The organism is Actomonas spartinae (genome assembly GCF_051209155.1).
Taxonomy (GTDB): Bacteria; Verrucomicrobiota; Verrucomicrobiia; order Opitutales; family Opitutaceae; genus Actomonas.
In genome coordinates, this window is the sequence record NZ_JBPJGB010000004.1 from 190,077 (window position 1) to 203,617 (window position 13,541).

A 13,541-nucleotide genomic window follows, 5' to 3' on the forward strand; every position below is an offset into this window, starting at 1 on the left:
TACGTTAGTTAAAAATCGGATACGTGAAAAATTTTCTATTCGTTCTAATTGCGATTGGAAACTTCCTCTTGCCGAAGCGTCGTCATCTCCTCATACACGCTTTTCCTGATGTCGAAGATCAAATGGTGGCGGTTCTGCGCTGGCTGCGTGATGAGCCATCCCGAAGTATTTCTGTGACCTATCTGGTTTCGGGTGATATCGAGCAGTCAGCGTCTAGAATGAGGCTATTGGTTGGAGCGTTCACCGATGAGATAGAATTTCTGAATAAATTCTCATTGTTAGCGATGTGGCGTTACTGTCGGTCGCGCTATGTCTTCTTTACTCATGGATTGTATGGCTTCATGCCACTGCCTAAGCAGCAATGTGTGGTCAATTTATGGCATGGGATGCCACTCAAGAGGGTGTGGGGAGATCTTCGCGGATCATATGTCCCTCAGTGCACCTGGCTGCTTAGCACATCGAAAATGTTTTCTAACGTCCAAGCTGCGGCGTCAGGATTCAGTAAAGCGAAAATACCTGCAATTGGACTTCCCCGAAATGATCTCTTGTTTTCGCAAACGAAAGCAGTCGACGCCTACGAAGCGGCGGTACGCGAGGGCGTAGAGCAGGTTCTCGTCTTTCTTCCTACATATCGGAAATCAACGACTGGATTCGTAACTCAGGACGGAGAAGAATCTGGTAGCGCTCTCGCGATGTCGGTAGAAGAAGTTGAAACACTAGGAACTTGGCTTAGGCGCAACAACGTCCGACTTCTTGTGAAGCCTCATCCAATGTCGGTGACTTACGGTACCAGTAGAAAAATTGACGAACGAATCTGGCTAATATCAGATAAATGGTTGCATGACCAAGGTCTAACGCTTTACGAAGCGCTGGGGCGTTCCGATGCCTTAATAACCGATATCTCATCTGTATACGTTGATTATCTTAGCCTGCGTCGGCCTGTAATCTTCTTCTTCCCTGATTTTGAGAAATATCGTGAAACGAGGCGTTTCCAGTTGGAGCCAATCGAAGAGTGGCTGGTCGGGCCACTTTGTAGAAACTTAAGCGAACTGTTGGCTTCACTTTCGTGCATGGGCAACTTAAAAGAACCTGACAGCAGCAAAACGATTCAATTGAACAAGTTTAACGAATCTGGCGCGGTGAATCGTCTTATGGAACTGGCAGGTATATGCCCTTCGTATTATGAAGAAATCTAGGATTGGTCATGTTCTGGTACTGTTGGAAGAGAAAGACTTTCTTAAGAAAAGTGATTACTCCGTACCAGGCATACTATTTTGCAGGATATTAAGTCTGCCCGCAACAATCTTTCTTATAAAATTGAGGGTTGCACCTAATGTAATTACAGCAGGCTCATTGCTTATCGTGATGGCGGGTGCGGTTTCTTGGCTTCAAGGTTTCACAGCACTCGCAATATCACTTATGGGGATCGGGGCATTGTTGGACTTCAGCGATGGAATGGTTGCTAGGTATTTGAAGAAATCTTCCGTTATTGGTGGATACTTCGACTATTTCAGTGATCGCGTTAAATCGATTATTATCATTTATTGCACAACTGCAACATTATCTATAGTCTGGATCGATACATGCCTCTATGCGGGAATGCTGATAATAGTTGTGAGGGAAACTGTTCAGTGGTTCTGTCCATATGAGCTAGTTTGCGAAAAATATTCTACAAACCGTTGGGATCTGCTCTTGGGCAAGTGGGGCAAGTTTGGAAACGGATGGTTGAGAAATGATCCTTGGCAACTTGTTGCTGCTGCGATACTGGGACTATTTCTTGGACTGGGGGTTTTTAAGTATGCAATGCTGTACTATTCATTGACAATTCTTGTCGACTTTGTTGCTCTAGTTCGAGCGTACATAAATATTGGGCCCGGAGGTCGCAGAAGTGGTGAAAGGCTCTTGATTAGAAAGAATAACTATAGCGTAAAGCGGCTTTTCTATAAATATTACTCAAAACTCCTTGGGCGCAGCACTCAGTCATGAGCGTCCCGAAACTGCAAATGGACATCAGACGTTCAAGTCTGTTCGGTCCCATTCAAGTTCTGCTAAATACCCTGAGTTATGTGCTGCTTTATCCGATAATAATTCGAGTTTCAGGGTTAGACGTCTTGGGTCTTTGGAGCCTATTGGTTTCAATATCATTATATATTAGCTTAACGGATGTAGGGTTTAGTATCACTATTACACGAAAGTTAAGTGCGGTTGTGGATGAAGGTGGCCTCAATGAGGTGGTTGATGACTATCGAGTGGCCAGAATTTTCTACTATTTGCTAGTAGGTGGATTGGCTGTGATTTGGGTGACGATTCAATATTGGGTGGTTGATAGTTCTTTGCAGGTCTACAGCGCAGAGGCGCTTCGTTTATCAATACTTTTGCTGATCATAGGTACCGGGATTCAATTGGTTGCTCAATTGGACATGGCGACTCTCGTAGGTTTTCACCAAACTTACTACGCAAAAAAGATTGAAACCGTAGTTCCCGCGGTCCGGCTAGTTGTTGGAATATATGCTGCTATGATCGGTCGCCCGCTTGAAGGTTTAGCTATAGCTCTGATTGTCGCCAACTTTGTGAAGATTCCTCTTTTTCGCATGCGCCGGCTTAGTGAATGTCCAACATGGGGGACAGACAATACTGATTTAAGCTTCGCAATGGTATATCGGCGATTGATAAAGATGATCAGTGATGGGAGGCACATTTATGTGATTTCTTTGGGGAGTTTACTCAGGGAACCAATTTTCAGAGTCGTTGTGACATTGACACTGGGGCTGTCGGCTGCCGGGGTGTATGATGTTGCAAAGCGGATCCCGGATCTGCTTAGAAATTTATTGGTGGGTGGCGCCCAGTCATTCCTTCCTGCGTATGGTCACCTCTTGAAGAACGGCATGAAGTCCGAGGTAGAGCAGATAACAAAGATCATAGTCCGGTATCTGACTTTATCGGGGGCTATATTGCTTGGCGCATATTTTCTTCTGGCTGAGGCTATTATTTCATTCTGGTTGCCTGGTGTAAACGATCAGATGGTGTATGGATCGAGAATTATGTGTGTCTGGGCTTCTATAACTTTGGTTAATGTTCCTTATTGGTATTTGTTGCAAGCAGCACATATGGAAAAGAACGTGGCGTGGTCAATGTGGGCACATACCGCCTCTATTTTACTGCTGGTACCAATCTGCCTAAATTTTGAAATGATGCTTTCGGAGATGTTGATCTTTTGGTGTGTTACTTCAGTATTGGCGCAGGGAGTATTATACTACCATGTGCAGAGGGAGTTCGGATTTTGGTATCGAACCGTTTCTCCTGCGGTAATTTCATACTCGGTTGCGGTTATCCTAGTTACGGCGTTTGCCATTTAATAATTGTATGATGTACGATCGCAGAGGCGTTCAAACAGGTCGAAGAATGTTAAGGTTGCCGTTTAGCCTCCGGCTTCTAGAAGTTTTTAAGATTAACAATACAAGAGTCGATGATGATAATTCATCCGGATTCATCGTTGGTTTATGTTTAGTTTTAGGATTTGTATTTGCCTTTCCGGATACCGGGACGTGGTTGACTGGAGGAAACTATTTTAACTCATTCGGTCTGAATCCAGATTTATTTATTTCATTGCATAAAATCCTCGTAACAATTGCGTTCTGCGTTATATTTTCTCTAGCGCTGATGTACGGTTGTAAAGCGGGACCTATTGCGAACTTGGTGCTAATTATTTCGATTGGTTTTTCCGTCTTCTCGGGCGCACGCGCTGCACTCAGCACGGGAGAGCTGCTAGAGGCCTTATCTACAGGAGTGCGACAGTGGGGCGTCTTTGGTGTAGTGACTTGGCTTTTTGCGGCAAATGGACAGGTTTCAGTATGGATGAGGGGTTTTCTACTTGGTGCGGTGGTTGCAGCATTGTTGCGGATGATTATCGCCCCGGTTCTTTTCTACAGCGGTCTATACCAAGCACAAATTTTTGGTGTTAACACTTTAGCCGCTGACTCTGTTTTCTTATTCCAGTGTCGTGTGTGCTTTTTGGCCGGGATTGTTCTTCTATTTACGGTTCCTATTCGACGAAACATGTACATTTCACTATTGGCCGTTCTGCTCGTGGTTGGTGGTCTAATGTTAATGACGGGTAGCTACCGAAGGTCCGATCTCGCGGCTTCCTTGGCGAATAGTATAGTGTTTGTACTTTTGTATGGCTGGTTGTCGGGTCGGTACAGAGTGATTGCTCTCAAAGGGTTTGTTTTGGGTGTCATAACAATTGTCGGCGGTCTAGTTTTTGCGGTCTCCCTATTCAATAGCGATGAGATTTTAGAGCGGTTGCGAAGCTTTTCTACGCGGGATACATCTAACAGCGCCTCCGTTTCTAATGAACTCTATATGGATGATTGGCTAGTGTTACGCGACGTATTGGTGACAACAAGAGGAATGGGTGTAGGCTTCGGTGCTGATTATGGCACGAACTTACGATTGACGAACCTTGCACTTGATGGGTGGAAGAATCTTGCTGTGAGCGAGGTTTATCTCCACGTGCGGACCTATGAATTAATTGCGCGAATGGGGGTTCTTGGCTTCTTTGTGCAAATAGTAATTTTCGGCGTCATTCCAATATATTGTCTATACAAGTTGCGGTCTACTCTGGTACGGTCGCAACATCGTCTACATCTACCTAACGTTAAGGTTCCGTCTCGATTCTGGACTTTGAGCGGTTTTGTTGATCGTTCCGTTTCTGCTCCATCAGTAGGGTGGCATATTGTGGGATTTTGCGCGATGTGTTTTGCTGTAATAACGTACGAAGGTTTCTTCCTCTTTGGTATTCCGTTCTATTATTGGATAAAAGAGGTAGTTTTCATTGGCATGGCTTTGGGTTTTCTAATTCGCGCGTCAACGTCTTCCGGAACGTCCCGTGTCCGTACACAAGAGTAGATGTTAAAATGAAAAGAATACTTATTGTAACGCCCACTCTCGGAGAACGTGTATGCATAGTTGATTCCGTGCAAAGTGTTCGAGATTATCCAGAGGTTGCCCATATTGTTACTTGTCCAAGCGCATCAGCTGAAAACTTAACGAATCTTTTGCCAAGTGAGGTGCATGTCGTCCCGGAATCTCGAACTGGCGGAGTTTACGGTGCGGTTAATGATATAATATTTCGTCATGGCGGGGATTTTGACTGGGTGGGATATATTAATGATGACGACTATTGGCTCCCTGGAATGGCAAAGTTAATTGAGCGTAGTCGATCTTCGAGGGCGGATATTATATATGGGCGCGTCCAGTTTGTTGATTGGAATAAGAATAAGATTGTTGAATCGACTTCAACCAAGTTTTACTGGCTTTTTCCTTTCTTGGCGACGTTCGGGATCTATATATTTACGCAACAGGCTGTTCTTGTGCGACGTTCATTGTTTGTGAGGATGCGCGGATTCAATGAGAAATATAGTATCCAGGCAGACAACGATTTCTGGATAAGGGCGATGCGGTCCAAGGTTAGATGCGATTATGTTTCCGAGGTGTGCGCTGCATATCGACTACATGATCAGCAACTATCGGCAAATAAAGTAGGTTTGCAAGAGCGAGAGGAGATGTTGCGTTCTTTTGGTTTGTATCCTGCGCGATTTCAGTCGCGGCTTGCGTTGCTGTTCTACAGGATGGTGAATTTGCCCCAGTACTTGCGTAGATTCTTGTCAGGGCGTAGTAGCGTCAAAGCTTCTGTTGATAGAGTATGATTGATGGTTTGAAAGGAGTTTGGGCACAGGATCTAGAATAGGTTTTAACCCAGTAGAAACCCAGATGAATCATTGCCATTTTGTTCAATCGGTTGATGGTGAGAATGCAGGTGGTATATTTAGCGCTGCGGCGCAACTCAGCGCATCGCTTTCGCGCACGGGTACAGAATCCAAGTTAGTCGGGATAACACAGAAGAGCACCTTCCGTGGTTCAGCAGTGGGCGGCTATCGTGCGATGGGGCCTGTTAAAGCATGTTTCTCGATTGATTTGCTAAATGATTCGAGGAAGCTGGTGGCCGAATCAAATATTATTCATGGGCACGGGTTCTATACAGCTAGTAACTGGATAATGGGCAGAGAGGCACGTCTTCAGAACAAGCCGTTAGTCTACCATGTTCATGGTATATTCGAACCATGGATTACCTGTAGGTCAGTTTGGAAGAAGCGTATGGCTCGTTTCCTTTTCGAGGATGCTAACTTTCTTCATTCCGGATTGTGGCGGGCCCTGACTTTAAAAGAAGAAGGTCAAATTCGTTCGCAAGGTGTAAAAGCGCCTATTGTAGTGTGTCCCAACGGTATTGACTTGGAGGGTATCGATTCGTTCAGTTTGATGGGCGAGAGGGGTACGTTGAAACGTCACCGTCGTTGCTTGCTGTTTTTGGGCAGGGTCCATGAGAAGAAGGGACTCGATATACTTTTGAATGCCTGGGCTGGAATCGAGAGGTCAAAAAGAATTGATTGGGAAATTAAGATCGTCGGTCCTGATGATGGAGCACGTTTCTCATTATTACGGCTAGCATCAACACTTGGGATTCAGAATGATGTTTCTTTTGTGGACGCTGTTGGTGGATCTGAAAAGTTTGGTGTTTTCGCTAATGCCGATGCTTTTGTGCTTCCTTCTCGTTCAGAAGGATTTTCTGTCGCAATTCTGGAGGCTTTGGCTTTTCATTTGCCCGTCGTGATAACCACAGCTTGTAATTTTCCTGAGGTAGAAGAATCCGGGGCGGGATGGTGTAGTGACGTGTCGATGGAAAGTTTGCGTAGTTCGTTAAAACAACTGCTTAACACTTCAGACGTAGAGCGAAATCAAAGAGGGCACCTGGGGCGAGAATTAGTAGAGAATAATTATACTTGGGCAGTGGTGGCGAGCCAGCTGAACGATGCATGTAGAAGTGTATTTGCGTTATGAGTATCGAGGTTAGGAATGATAAATTCGATCCGCGGAATGGGTTCGATCGTGGTTGTGGCTTAATTGCTTTTATGCTGTGGCATTTGGTCAAAGCAATTGTTTTCATGTCGTCGATTCCCTACCCAGTGCGTTTGAAAGTGCTTCTGCTGAGACTTTTTGGTGCGCGTGTCGGGAGGGGGGTTGTTATTAGGCCACGTGTTAATATTCATTTGCCGTGGAGGCTTACTGTTGGTAATTACTGTTGGATTGGCGAAGATACCGGTATTTTGAATATGGCGCCGGTGGTTCTTAAGGACAATGTTGCAATTGCGCACCGTGTGTATATCGCTACTGGTAATCATAACTTTAAGGATAGCAAAATGTCCTATCTGAATGCTCCTACCACGATTGAACGTGGCGTTTGGATAGCATCATGTGTATTTGTTGGTCCTGGGGTTGTTGTCGGTGAGCATTGCGTGCTTTGTGCGGCTGCAGTGGTTACCAGGTCAACAGAGCCCTGGGCGATTATGCGTGGTAATCCTGCGCAAAGAGTAGGTACTAGAGTTTTGGAAGAATGACACGAATCTTAGTCACCGGAGCAACCGGATTTATTGGTCGGAATTTGACCATAGCATTGATTGACGAGGGGCACGAGGTTGCTGCTTGTGATTGCCGTGAACCATTGGAGTATCAAACGGGGTTAAGATTTTCTCAAATCAATCTTTTGGACACCGTTGGGCTCGCAGACTTCATGGCAAATTTTCGCCCGGAGGTAGTTTTTCACTTAGGCGCGCGTACCGATTTGCTGGGACGATCCGTTGCGGACTATTCTGCCAATATTGAAGGTGTTCAGAATGTAATTCAGGTTTGTGAGAGTACGTCGTCTGTAAGGCGTGTTATTTTCGCTTCCAGTCGTATGGTTTGTCGCATTGACCATATTCCTAGCTCTTACAGCGAGTACTCGCCGCCGAATTATTATGGTGAAAGTAAGATGCAGGGGGAGGCTCTGGTTCGTTCGGCGCAGGTGCCTTTTGAATGGGTCATTGTTCGTCCGACGTCAATATGGGGGCCTGGTTTTGGGATCCCATATCGGAATTTTTTCGACCAAGTTAAAGCGCGCAGATATTTTCACCAGAGAGGTCACAATCCGAATAAATCTTTTGGTTTTGTTGGCAATACGGTCTTTCAGTTGATTTCTTTGTCCAAAGCCCCTTCCGATATAATTAACGGAAGGACATTTTACTTGGGTGACTATGAACCGGTCGCTTTGCGTGAGTGGGCGAATTACATACATCGCAGTTTCGGGTTGCCGGGGAAGATCCCTACAGTTCCAATGTCGGCAATGTGGCTTGCGGCAAAAGTTGGTGATTGTATTAATCTGTTTCGCAATGGCGATTGCGCACCGCTAACGACATTTCGACTGAGGAACCTTGTAGCAGACATGGTATATCCGCAGCTAAATGAGTTGAAGGTTGTGACGGGTGAACTTCCTTATTCTTGGCAGCAAGGTACGGATGTGACGGTGCGCTGGATGCAACAGTCGGGTGCTATTGATTGATGGTTCGGCGCAAATTGCAGGCCAAGTATGTGGAGTTTGCGTGGTAAGTTCCAGAGGGCGTTGCTTTTGACGCTGCTTGGGGTGCGCTAGAGGCGCTGTCTGCTTAGGACGTTATTGTGTGGAGGCCGAGTTTGTTGTTTTTCTTAAAGTTCCCGCCTGCTTTGAGGGCGTCTTAATGGTGGCTAAGTTCTCAGTGATTAAGGGATTTGTTGCACAGTTCGGCGTGGTAGCTTGCTTCGAAGTTGTTCCTTATTTGGCTGACTGAAGCGACAAAGCAATGGGTTATAGGCATCGGACCGTCGTTTGGCGGGCAAGGTTTTTGGTTCCGGTGGGTGCAATAGGGGCGTTTACCTACAAGTTGGGAGAACTTAAGTGTTTTAGAATTGCGCAACAGGTAGGGGAGTTAGGCGTCAAGTGATATTTTAATAAATGGGTTCTAGCTCGATGCGGTAGATGGATTCGATTTCTATAATTGTCGGGATGATGCGTGGGCGGACGAGAACCACAAGGCTCGCTGCTTCGATGGAGTTTTGGTCGTCGGCAATGCTTTCGTCGGAGAATTGGTGGACAAGGTTACCGATTTGCGGTGCAGGTCGCGAAAAAAACATGGGCGAAAAATTCCCGATTGGTTCAAAGTACGACTGCCAAGATGTGCTGGCATTAAGACGGGGCCAAACCCCCCAAAGGGTGCCGTCTTTATCGCGGAGGTTGATTTCGATTTCCTCGAAGCGATTGTGCGAATTCTCTGATTTGGTGAAAGTGTTGGAGTTTGATGAAGCTCCAGAGGTTGATCGACCTTCGCTTTGGTTGAGTCGGACAGGACCGCTGATTGCATTGGGCTCATCTACAACAAGTCTGTACTTGAGGCTGAGTGCGGCGTCGGGCGGAAACCTCCAGTAGGCAGGTAGCGGAAGTTCCAGTTCGGCTGGGCGCAGCGGCTCGGAGGGTAGGTCGTTGATGGTGATTCGCCAGCCGGTGGCCGTTTCGTCGATTTTGGCTCCGTTGGTGCTGAGCCAGCGTCTTGCCGTGCGGTTCTGGTATAGCTCAGCCTCTCCGTACACCCGAGGTCGCGCTATTTGGCGGGCTCGGGTGCTAGCGTTGTCTTCGGCGGTAAAGCTGAAGGTGTCCACAATTTTGGCTCGGAAGCCAGAGGGAGAGGGGTAGAGCCGAGTGGCAAGTCGGGTGGAATGCGGCTGTACACCGTTTAGATTCGCTGTCGCGGAATTAGAAGTTGTCGATCTGGGCGTCGAATCAGCTTTGGCTGAAGGGGTGGCCTGATGAGATAGTGATTCGCGCTCGTCTGCGTTATCGCCTGCTCGTGAATCTGTGTTCCATACTGCCCAAAGCCTGTAGCCTCGAAAATCTTCGTTTGGGAGGTCGGCGGTGAAGTGGAGTTCGCGACGCCCCATCGGGGCAAGGGTGATCGGATTCGAAACGAATGCTAGAGATTCCGCTTTCGCTGCGGCACTGGCGAGCGGGGTGTGGCGGCGGCTACGTGGTGCCGTGGGAGTGGCATCCGAATTCTGTTCGCCGTTTTCTGCGGGGTGTTCGAGGTTTCCAATCTTGGTCTTTTGTTCTCCGTCTCCCGCCGATTGAAGCAAGAACTCCAACGCCGGGGTGACCGCGTATGTTTTGCCGTTCTCCGTGATGGTGATGCGGGTTTCGGCGTTAGGCCAGTCTGGTTCACTGGGCGGGCGGAGAGAAGAGCGCGGAGTATCGGGACGGCGATAGGGGGAGGGGGGCTCGGAAGATGCGTCTTCTTTCACCGCTGATTTGGTGGATTTGCCCGGACGTTTCGCATCTGTAGAAGAGGTGGGGGGGGGGAGTCGCGCCGAAACGTCTTGGCTCTGTGCGACGTTTCCGTTCTCCAGAGCGATAGCTATAGTGCCAGTTACCGGTTCGTCGTTAAAGTTGTAAAGAACGAGGGCGAAACTGCCTGAGGAGGTGGAGCGAGGGGGCTTCGACGAATAGTCGAGTTCCTCATTTTGCGCGGTCGCTGTGCTTACGCGTTCGAGTAAGTGACCATTGTAGCGTTTTACGCTGCGGGTGTCATCGCTGGCGATGAAGTCGATTACCACCTCAGATGGCATGTCTCCATCGGTCAAAAGTGGGAAGGTATCGTCTGAACCGATAGGTAGAGGATGTTTTTGGGTAGAAGGTTCAGCGGAAGGAGTCGTTGACGAGTCGACTTGCTCTCCTTCAAAACTGGACGCCTCCTGCGGTATGATCTCACTTTGTTGCGCGAGCGACCCGGATCGAAGGCCCCCCGGTGCTTCGGCCAACAAACCAAATTCATTCACGCCGCGTTCGTAGTAGGGCATGAAGACAAAGGCCATGGCTCCGGCAATGGTTCCGTCAGTTATGGAAGGTAGGGTGAGCTCGAAGAACCGCTTTTGCCGCTCGCGCCCTTCTAAGGTATAGCGGTCAACGCGGTCGAGCAGACCGTAGCCGTATTCTGTTAGGAAAATGGGAAGTGATCGCCTTGCGCGATCAAGGTCGAATCCAGGGGAAGCCAAAGGCGGGCCCTCGTATCGCAAACTTTTGCTATTTACTGGCAATCTAGACGGATTGCTACTTCCAGAGGAGCGGACTTTCCGAACCGAATCTTCATGCTTTTCTACCCGCTGCGCTTGTTCGAGCGCAGCCACCCAGGCATCGCGCACCCCGCGAAAGTCCTCGGGGTAGCCGTAAAAGTGGTAATTGAAAGCCTCGGTATAGCTCAATACCTCGTTAGCAACTAGCTCCTGCCAGTAGGGGCCGGGAGGCAAAGCCATGGGCGAGTGCATGACGGCGCTTGCTGCGCGTTGATTTTGAAAGTGTGGGCGTGACGCGATATCGGCTGAGCCGGCAAGGTCATTGAGTATTCTTTGATTATTTGTTATCCGATTTTGAGTCCGTTGCGCCTTCTTGCGGCCGTCTAATATGCCGAGGCTGCATGCTTTGTAAAAAGCTGCGAAGGTTTCGGCGTTTTCAGGCACAAACGAGATGTCGGGTTCGTTGTCGATTTCCCAAGCATCAATTAGGTCGCCGTAGGTGAAGGCGAGGTCGTGGGAGCGCTCGTAGGCCTCCTTTAAGTCTATCGGAAGATGCGAGCGATGGGGACGGGTTCCACTTTCCCATGATCGGTACGACCACCGAAGCATGGCGACGACACGGTGGCCCCGTTCACGCAAGGCAGCCAAGTCCGCGCGAACTGTTCCGACCCGGCCCTTGAACGATGCTTCGTTTCCGCGCTCACCCTCGGGTGGAGCCAAAACCGGGGACTCGGCCATATTGCGTATCCGAAGCCAAGTGCCATGGGATCCATTGACAACGAGGTCGTCGAGCGTGGCTTCAGTTTGTTCGGGCGACCAGCCCGTGTCGAATCCAAGATATTTCGATGCAGGCTCTGCCGAGCGCAGCGGAGTGGTTATCCACAAGATAGCGCCCAAGGCGACTGTACGAATGAGTTGCTCTTTTGGAGGTTGCTTCGTTTCAGTCACGGCAATGGCTGAATTGTAATCATGTATTGAACTCGTAGAATAGGTCAAGAATTAGTGCCTCCCCAAGGGGGGCTTGAGCTGGATATTATAATCGGTTTCTTTCAAAAACAGCATGCCTGTTTCGGCATCACGACTACCGCGGTTCTTGTGTAGGAAATATCAGCGCAGATATGGCAGTTATGGCTAAGGTGGTGAGGATTGCTGGATTCTGCAAAGGGAAGTCGACTATTGCGTGAGCGAGGGTAACCCCGCAGGCACCTGCTAGGCCAAGGGCCGGTAGATGAAGCAAACCCCGGTTTCGGACGAAACTCATAAAAGCTAGTAGACCAGCGAAAAAACACATTCCGACTCCGCTCCATCCAGTTTCGATCAGCAATTGCAGGTAGTCATTGTGAGCGTGTTCCCAAAAAAGGTAGTTGTTCGGGGGAGGACGCCAGCCTACGAAAGTAATCTCAGGGTGCTTCGATTGGTACTTTGGGAAAAGAAATCGAAAACCGCCGGCTCCCCAACCGACGACGGGGTGTTCCAACGCCATGTCTACGCCTGCATCCCAAGCCATTTGTCGCGAAAGAACCGAACGATCGGACTTCTCGGTGTCGGTCAGGCGACTGATTCGGTCTAAGGTTTTTTCTGAGTTGACGAGTTTCCCACCGATCAGACCGAACAAGACAACTCCGAGTGCAAATATTCCAATTGCCAGCGGTGCGCGGGCGAAGCCGCCGGAATAAATCAAGCGCCCAAACCCAACTATTGTCATAATAATTAGGAATCCAGCAAGAATGATGATAGCCGCTCGAGAGTATGAAAGGAGCACCGCCACGAACAGTATCATGGAGCCAAACACAAGCAGACTAGCAGGACTGCTGCGCAGTTGTCGGCGCGCAGCGCGCTGACGTGCGTAAACGGCTAAGGAAAGCGTCAACGAAGCGGAGAGCGCGAAGAAGCTCCCCGCATGATTCTTGTAAATAAAGGAGGCGAATGCATAGTTGGGAATGCCGTCAGTCAGCCACAGTATCTTATCTGGAGCGGTGAAGCGCGCGGCGATTCCAGTAAGTCCTAGCACTGTTGCATTGATCACGATTGCGGTTAGCAAGGTTACCAACGTTTTGCGCCGCGAGAACCCGACCCATAGTGCGCAAGCCAAGAGGAATGGGGCGGCCCATATTAGCATTTGGCGCCAAGGGTTCATCATGTTGAACGGAGTCTTCATTCCTGAAGGCAGCCAAGTGATGTGATTCGGGATGCTTCGCATGGCCCAAGTAGTTTCTCGCTGAACGAATTCGTAGGAAGGATTGAGGGCTTGGATCAGGATACATCCAAAAAAGAGCACGGATATCCACCAGATCGGCCAACGCAGGAGCTTGCGGTGGGGGTAATATGTGTACGATTCAGCTCGGGTGTAATTTCCTGCAAAGTGTCGGGGAATAAGCGAAAGGCTGAAGGCAATCACCGACAGACTCAGAGAGGCGAGCTGCGCCCAAGGGCGCATTCCTCCTAGCATCCACGGTAGCGAACAGGCATTTAGCGCAACCACCCATGCTAAAGCTTTCTCCAAAGGGTGAATAGGCAGCGAAGCGCGTTGGTTGCCGCGGAACTTCCGAAGCAGTTGGTCTGGCGACGATGGC

10 protein-coding genes are annotated in these 13,541 nt (G+C 48.7%); 8 read left to right on the forward strand and 2 right to left on the reverse strand.

Annotated elements, in window-relative coordinates; translation table 11 throughout:
• Positions 1–23 precede the first annotated feature (23 nt).
• The 8 genes from AC0MRV_RS17705 (at position 24) to AC0MRV_RS17740 (ending at position 8,434) form a co-directional block, all read left to right on the forward strand.
• Positions 24–1,196, forward strand: coding sequence for a CDP-glycerol glycerophosphotransferase family protein (locus AC0MRV_RS17705; protein ID WP_472765840.1), 1,173 nt, complete (start codon positions 24–26; stop codon positions 1,194–1,196).
• Positions 1,183–1,986: a CDP-alcohol phosphatidyltransferase family protein gene (locus tag AC0MRV_RS17710; protein WP_472765841.1), complete on the forward strand. Its 804-nt coding sequence runs from the start codon at positions 1,183–1,185 to the stop codon at positions 1,984–1,986. The genes AC0MRV_RS17705 and AC0MRV_RS17710 overlap by 14 nt, the downstream gene beginning before the upstream one ends.
• Positions 1,983–3,356 carry a lipopolysaccharide biosynthesis protein gene (locus tag AC0MRV_RS17715; protein WP_472765842.1) on the forward strand — a complete coding sequence of 458 codons (1,374 nt, stop codon included), beginning with the start codon at positions 1,983–1,985 and terminating at the stop codon, positions 3,354–3,356. The genes AC0MRV_RS17710 and AC0MRV_RS17715 overlap by 4 nt, the downstream gene beginning before the upstream one ends.
• 7 nt (positions 3,357–3,363) lie before the next feature.
• A complete protein-coding gene (locus AC0MRV_RS17720; protein WP_472765843.1) occupies positions 3,364–4,908 on the forward strand; it encodes a hypothetical protein in 1,545 nt (514 codons plus the stop codon).
• A gap of 8 nt (positions 4,909–4,916) precedes the next feature.
• Positions 4,917–5,708: a glycosyltransferase gene (locus AC0MRV_RS17725; protein WP_472765844.1), complete on the forward strand. Its 792-nt coding sequence runs from the start codon at positions 4,917–4,919 to the stop codon at positions 5,706–5,708.
• 64 nt (positions 5,709–5,772) lie between these two features.
• The gene (locus AC0MRV_RS17730; RefSeq protein WP_472765845.1) at positions 5,773–6,897 is read left to right on the forward strand and encodes a glycosyltransferase; all 1,125 of its coding nucleotides are present in this window, start codon (positions 5,773–5,775) and stop codon (positions 6,895–6,897) included.
• Positions 6,894–7,454, forward strand: a complete 561-nt coding sequence (locus tag AC0MRV_RS17735) for an LbetaH domain-containing protein (RefSeq protein WP_472765846.1) — start codon at positions 6,894–6,896, stop codon at positions 7,452–7,454. Before AC0MRV_RS17730 ends, AC0MRV_RS17735 begins: the two co-directional genes overlap by 4 nt.
• Complete coding sequence (locus AC0MRV_RS17740; protein WP_472765847.1) at positions 7,451–8,434, forward strand: NAD-dependent epimerase/dehydratase family protein; 984 nt, start codon at positions 7,451–7,453, stop codon at positions 8,432–8,434. The genes AC0MRV_RS17735 and AC0MRV_RS17740 overlap by 4 nt, the downstream gene beginning before the upstream one ends.
• 422 nt (positions 8,435–8,856) lie before the next feature.
• Here the strand turns inward: AC0MRV_RS17740 and AC0MRV_RS17745 are convergent, their stop codons facing one another.
• Entirely contained in the window at positions 8,857–11,916 is a 3,060-nt protein-coding gene (locus AC0MRV_RS17745) for a hypothetical protein (RefSeq protein ID WP_472765848.1), read from the reverse strand.
• A gap of 133 nt (positions 11,917–12,049) precedes the next feature.
• On the reverse strand, positions 12,050–13,366 hold the full coding sequence (locus AC0MRV_RS17750) for an O-antigen ligase family protein (RefSeq protein WP_472765849.1): 1,317 nt from the start codon (positions 13,364–13,366) through the stop codon (positions 12,050–12,052).
• Positions 13,367–13,541: the final 175 nt, after the last annotated feature.

Bases quoted from the DNA above. Each gene is read 5' to 3' on its own strand.
- AC0MRV_RS17740 (WP_472765847.1), top strand. From the start codon at position 7,451: ATGACACGAATCTTAGTCACCGGAGCAACCGGATTTATTGGTCGGAAT.
- AC0MRV_RS17715 (WP_472765842.1), top strand. From the start codon at position 1,983: ATGAGCGTCCCGAAACTGCAAATGGACATCAGACGTTCAAGTCTGTTC.
- AC0MRV_RS17710 (WP_472765841.1), top strand. From the start codon at position 1,183: ATGAAGAAATCTAGGATTGGTCATGTTCTGGTACTGTTGGAAGAGAAA.
- AC0MRV_RS17730 (WP_472765845.1), top strand. From the start codon at position 5,773: ATGAATCATTGCCATTTTGTTCAATCGGTTGATGGTGAGAATGCAGGT.
- AC0MRV_RS17735 (WP_472765846.1), top strand. From the start codon at position 6,894: ATGAGTATCGAGGTTAGGAATGATAAATTCGATCCGCGGAATGGGTTC.
- AC0MRV_RS17720 (WP_472765843.1), top strand. From the start codon at position 3,364: ATGATGTACGATCGCAGAGGCGTTCAAACAGGTCGAAGAATGTTAAGG.
- AC0MRV_RS17725 (WP_472765844.1), top strand. From the start codon at position 4,917: ATGAAAAGAATACTTATTGTAACGCCCACTCTCGGAGAACGTGTATGC.